The organism is Vibrio sp. Vb1554, from assembly GCF_033344235.1.
The window spans coordinates 129,259-135,463 of record NZ_JAWPOJ010000007.1 but is presented as its reverse complement, the minus strand read 5'-3'; the positions used below and the strand labels follow the sequence as shown (position 1 = coordinate 135,463).

General features: G+C 46.1%; 4 protein-coding genes. All 4 read right to left on the bottom strand.

All coding sequences use genetic code 11. From position 1 onward, the window contains the following. Nucleotides 1-2,303: electron transport complex subunit RsxC (gene rsxC / locus R8N28_RS08415; RefSeq protein WP_318183345.1), on the bottom strand; the 2,303-nt coding region annotated here is incomplete at its 3' end. Between the two features lie 8 nt (nt 2,304-2,311). Next, nucleotides 2,312-2,908: an electron transport complex subunit RsxB gene (gene rsxB / locus R8N28_RS08410; RefSeq protein ID WP_005380760.1), complete on the bottom strand. Its 597-nt coding sequence runs from the start codon at nt 2,906-2,908 to the stop codon at nt 2,312-2,314. 3 nt (nt 2,909-2,911) lie between these two features. Continuing rightward, nucleotides 2,912-3,490 (bottom strand): electron transport complex subunit RsxA, encoded by a 579-nt coding sequence (rsxA, locus tag R8N28_RS08405; protein WP_005380762.1) that lies wholly within the window; start codon nt 3,488-3,490, stop codon nt 2,912-2,914. Between the two features lie 305 nt (nt 3,491-3,795). Then, nucleotides 3,796-6,093: a formate C-acetyltransferase gene (pflB, locus tag R8N28_RS08400; protein ID WP_065274718.1), complete on the bottom strand. Its 2,298-nt coding sequence runs from the start codon at nt 6,091-6,093 to the stop codon at nt 3,796-3,798. Nucleotides 6,094-6,205: the final 112 nt, after the last annotated feature.

The following is a 6,205-nucleotide window of genomic DNA, read 5'->3' as shown; positions in this document are numbered from 1 at the left end:
GGTTCTTCAGAAGTTGCGTCTTCAACAGGCTCAGTTTGCGTTTCTTGCTTCGCTTTACGTGCTTTGGCACGTGCAATGGCAGCTGCCACGGCGGCTTTTTTCGGATCTTCGGTTTGCTCGGCAGGTGCTTCAGCTTCTTCCGCTTCAGCTGAGTCTGCTTGCTTCGCTTTACGAGCCTTCGCGCGCGCAATTGCTGCGGCAACCGCGGCTTTTTTCGGATCCACTTCTGGTTCTTCAGAAGTTGCGTCTTCAACAGGCTCAGTTTGCGTTTCTTGCTTCGCTTTACGTGCTTTGGCACGTGCAATCGCAGCAGCCACGGCGGCTTTTTTCGGATCGTCGGTTTGCTCAGCAGGTGCGTCAGCTTCTTCCGCTTCAGTTGAGTCTGCTTGCTTCGCTTTACGTGCTTTGGCACGTGCAATGGCAGCAGCAACCGCGGCTTTCTTCGGATCGCTGTCTTGCTGTGCAGACGTTTCCGATTCTACAGATTCAGTTGAATCTTCTTGTTGTGCTTTTTTCGCTTTAGCTCGGGCGATGGCGGCCGCAACTGCCGACTTTTTATCATCAGCGTTATTGTCTGGCGTTTCGCCTTGTTCTTTTTGCGCTTTCCGTTCGCGAGCAAGACGTTTGCGCTCTTCGCGCAGTTTTGCCATTTCTGAGTTATCAGGTTCACTAGAGCCTGCTTTAGCTGCTGCCGCTTGTTTCGCCTTCGCTTTGGCAATGGCTGCCGCTACGGCTGGTTTTACTGCTGGCTCTGTTTTTTCTGTGGTTTCTGTCTTTTGAGCTTTCACTCGTGCGATCGCTGCTGCTATCGCATCATCGCCGCCAGAAGACTTCATCTCTTTACGGCGCTGATCGGCAGCTTTCTTGAAGCGATTTTCACGTTCTGCTTTTTCGCGTTCCATACGCGCTTTTTTCTCTTCAAAACGCAGTTTTGCTCGCTCTGCAGCTTCCGCTTCTTGTGTTCTAGTTCTAATTTCTGCTTTCGCTTGGCGGTAGTACTGTACGAGCGGAATTTCACTTGGACATACAAACGCACAAGCGCCGCACTCGATACAATCCTTTAAGTTTAATTCTTCGAGTTTGTCATACTCTTCAGCTTTTGCATGCCATTGCAGTTGTTGAGGCAGCAGCGAAGCAGGGCACGCTTCTGCACATTGGCTACAGCGAATACATTCCATCTCATACTGGTGCGGAGAGATCTCACGACGAGTCGGAGCAAGGATACAGTTTGCTGTCTTGGTAATCGGCACTTGGGAGTGAGGAAGGGTAAAGCCCATCATTGGCCCACCCATAATTAAACGCTGTAACTTCTTATCTGCTTTATAGCCAAACTCATCCAACAGTGCTTGTACTGGTGTCCCTAACAATGCCCAAACGTTGCGTGGTTGTTTGAAGGTTTTACCAGTGAGAGTCACGATGCGCTTTATCATCGGTTCACCGTCGATGACTGCGCGTTTTATAGCGTAAAGAGAACCAACATTCTGAACCAAAATACCAATATCGGCTGGAATCGCGCCACTTGGTACTTCTTTATTGGTTAAAATTTTGATCAGCTGTTTTTCACCGCCAGAAGGGTATTTAGTCGGGATAACGCGAATAACGATATCTTTGTTTATAGCCGCAGCTTCTAGCGCTTTGATTGCTTCTGGCTTGTTGTCTTCAATGCCAATAATCGTGAGCTTTGGTGTCAGGATATGTTCGACAATTTCGATACCTTGAATAAGCTCTTCGGCATGTTCTTGCATGAGCTTGTCATCAGACGTGATGTATGGCTCGCACTCTGCTGCATTAACGATAAGAATCTCGGTACGAGCAAAACCTGATTGGATTTTTTTTGCAGTAGGGAAGCCTGCGCCACCCATACCAGAAATACCAGCGAGACGAATAATATCAATCAGTGCGTCAGGGGTTTCTTGTTGGTAATCTGCGACGGGGTTTCTTTCACACCATGCATCTTTCCCATCAGGCGTGATGACTGCGCACAACTCACTTAACCCAGAAGGGTGCGCGACAGTTCGTGGCTCAATCGCGGTGAGCGTACCTGATGTTGGAGCATGCACTGGAACCGTAAAGCCGGTCTCCGATTGCGTTAATGGCTGACCTTTTAATACGTAGTCACCTTCGGCAACCAGTAGGTTACCCGCTTTACCAATGTGCTGTTTTAGCGGCAATACAATTTCTGACGGGATAGCCGCATGAGCGAGTTCAGTTTTGTTGGACTGCTTTTTATTTTCTGCCGGATGCACACCACCTGGGAAATCCCAAAGCGCGCCTGTACGAATTTGTTCAATCAAAGACAACATGTGAAACCTTACTTAATTGAATCTTTCACGTTCGCTGCATTGTCGGCAGCATCCGTAATGTTAAGTACCGGAATGGAGTGAAGTTGCCACTTCCAGCTTTCTGTGGTCGTTGCCACAGGAATCATTTCAATACAATCAGTCGGACATGGGGCAACACACAAGTCACAGCCCGTACATTCATCTTTGATTACGGTATGGACCGCCTTTGTTCCGCCTACAATTGCATCCACCGGACACGCCTGAATACACTTAGTGCAGCCAATACACATGTCTTCATGAATAAACGCAACGGTTGGAATTTTGCTGTCGAGATCGTGCGCAGATTCTTCTGGCTCAACACCCATTAAGTCGGCGAGCTTTTCGATTGTTGCCTGACCACCAGGGGGACATTTGTTTATGTGGTCGCCATTTGCAATTGCTTCAGCATAAGGGCGGCAACCAGGGTAGCCACATTGACCGCATTGAGTTTGCGGTAAAATGGCGTCGATTTGATCCACAATAGGGTCCGCTTCAACTTTAAAGCGAATAGAAGCAAAACCAAGTATCGCGCCGAAAATCGCAGCCAGAACCGCTAACGCGATAATCGCAATTAAAATCGTACTCATCGCTTACTTCACCAAACCTGTAAAGCCCATAAAGGCGAGTGACATTAAACCTGCTGTAATCATTGCTATTGATGCACCTTTAAAAGGTACAGGAACGTCGGCGGCGGCTATGCGCTCTCGCATGGATGCAAAAAGTATCAACACCAATGAGAAACCAACAGCGGCGCCGAAGCCGTAGATGATCGATTCAATAAAGTTATGGTTTTCATTAATGTTAAGAAGTGCCACGCCCAATACTGCGCAGTTTGTTGTGATCAGCGGTAAGAAAATGCCAAGCAAGCGATAAAGCGTCGGGCTGGTTTTGTGCACAACCATTTCGGTGAACTGCACCACAACGGCTATCACCAAAATAAAACTCATGGTTCGAAGGTACTCAATACCTAGTGGACGAAGGATGTAGCTTTCCACTAAATACGCACACACTGACGCGAGTGTTAGCACAAAAGTTGTCGCTAAGCCCATACCTATTGCTGTTTCCAGTTTTTTGGACACACCCATGAAAGGACATAGGCCCAAAAACTTCACCAGTACAAAGTTGTTCACCAGCACAGTGCCGACCAACAACAAAACATATTCGGTCATAGTTATTACGTTCTTAAAATCCGATCTTGATATTATCGTGTTTTGTGACACCAATAACAACCAGTGAACGATGTGGTTTTACATACACGATGGAAAAATAGTCGTCTATTTGATCTATTTTGATGAATCAATAAGAAATTGAATCGTTTGCTGAATGTATTGTTAGCGAGAGGATACTACCTATTAATTTTCATCTAATGTGTGATTTTAAAAAAAGCCCGCCTCTCCCAGGTAGAAAAGAGAGGCGGGCAATGTATATTTACAAGCTAATTATTTAAACTTTCTGAGTGCTTGATGGACTGTGTTTATATCTTACTCGTGAAGGTACGAGTGATGACGTCTTGCTGTTGCTCTGTCGTTAGAGAGTTAAAACGTACCGCATAACCAGACACTCGAATCGTCAACTGAGGGTATTTCTCTGGATGTTCAACCGCATCCAATAACATCTCTCGGTCTAGAACGTTGACGTTAAGGTGTTGACCACCTTCAATCGCAATGCCCTCGTTGCTTGCTTCGTGATGGAAGTAACCATCCATTAGCGCAGCTAGGTTCTTCTTCTGACTCAAGTCATCTTTACCCAATGCGTTAGGCACAATTGAGAAAGTGTAAGAAATACCATCTTTAGCGTAAGCGAACGGTAATTTAGAAACCGATGCCAGAGACGCAACCGCCCCTTTTTCATCACGACCGTGCATTGGGTTTGCACCCGGTCCAAAAGGCATACCTGCGCGACGGCCATCTGGTGTATTACCCGTTTTTTTACCGTAAACCACGTTAGATGTGATTGTTAAAATCGATTGAGTTGGCACTGCTTCGCGGTAGGTGTGCATCTTCTGAATTTTCTTCATGAAGCGCTCAACTAGATCACAAGCGATGTCATCAACACGGGCATCGTTGTTACCAAATTTTGGATAATCACCTTCGATTTTAAAATCAACGGCGATGCCATCTTCATCACGAACGGGTTTCACGGTTGCGTATTTAATTGCTGCTAAAGAGTCTGCAACAACAGACAGACCTGCAATACCACACGCCATCGTGCGGTGCACGTCGCGATCCATCAATGCCATCAGTGATGCTTCGTAGCTGTAACGGTCATGCGAATAATGGATGATGTTCAACGCTGTGACGTATTGCGTTGCTAGCCACTCCAACATATTGTCGAAACGAGGCATCAAAGCGTCAAAGTCGAGAATTTCATCTTGAACTTTGTCCACTACCGGACCCACTTGCGCTTTCGATTTTTCATCGATACCACCATTGATGGTGTAAAGCAGTGCTTTTGCAAGGTTGGCACGTGCACCAAAGAATTGCATGTGCTGACCAACAACCTGCGGGCTCACACAACAGGCAATCGCGTAGTCGTCATTGTCGAAATCAGGACGCATTAGATCGTCGTTTTCGTATTGAACCGAAGAGGTATCAATCGACACTTTTGCAGCATATTGTTTGAACGCTTCAGGCAATTGCTCTGACCAAAGAATCGTCATATTTGGTTCAGGAGCAGGGCCCATAGTATGTAGCGTATGTAAGTATCGGAATGTCGTTTTAGATACTAGTGTACGGCCATCAACACCCATACCTGCCATGGCTTCAGTTGCCCAGATTGGGTCGCCAGAAAACAATGAATCGTATTCTGGTGTGCGTAGGAAGCGAACCATGCGTAGCTTCATGATGAAGTGGTCAATCATTTCTTGCGCTTGTGATTCATCAATCAAATCGTTTGCGATATCGCGCTCTAGATAGACGTCTAGGAAAGTCGAAGTACGGCCCAGTGACATTGCTGCGCCGTTTTGCGATTTAACCGCCGCTAGGTAGCCAAAGTAGGTAAATTGGATCGCTTCTTGTGCTGTTTTTGCAGGTAGCGACATATCAATGCCGTATTTCAGACCCATTTGACGAATGTCTTCAAGTGCTTGAACTTGATCGGCTATTTCTTCGCGAAGACGAAGTGTTTTCTCAAGATCGTTGCCTTGTTCTAAGAACGTTTGTGTTGAATTGTATTGTTCTTTTTTGTCTGCTTTTAAGAAGTCGATACCGTATAGGGCGAGACGGCGATAGTCACCAATGATACGACCACGGCCATAAGCATCAGGAAGGCCCGTGATGATGCCGGATTTACGACAGGCTAGAATTTCTTTGGTGTAAAGGTCGAAACACGCTTTGTTGTGAGTTTTACGGTATTCAGTGAAGATTTTTTCAACCGTTGGATCCAATTCGCGGCCATAAACTTCGCACGAGTTTTTTACCATGCGAATCCCGCCATTGGCGATGATTGCACGTTTTAGCGGTTGATCAGTTTGTAAGCCAACGATCTTTTCCAGATCTTTGTTGATGTAGCCTGCATCGTGGGAAGTGATTGTTGAGGGCAAGTCTGTGTCAAAATCAATAGGGGCGTGTGTGCGGCTTTCTTGTTTTATGCCTTCAAGCACTTGGTTCCATAATGCTGAAGTGGATTTGCTAACCTCGGCTAAGAAAGACTCGTCTCCCTCATAGGGTGTATAGTTTTTTTGGATGAAGTCACGAGTGTTGACAGAGTTTTGCCATTCACCAGCAGTAAATCCAGCCCATGCATCTAGCATGTCAGTTGTCGGAATAGTCATAAGTAAATCCCTAAGTTATTGATAATTAGAATGGAGGCGACGAGTAGGACGGAACCATTCTTAACCCTTTTAATCGTATGGATTTATTTGGTATGAGTAAAATGAATGCTTT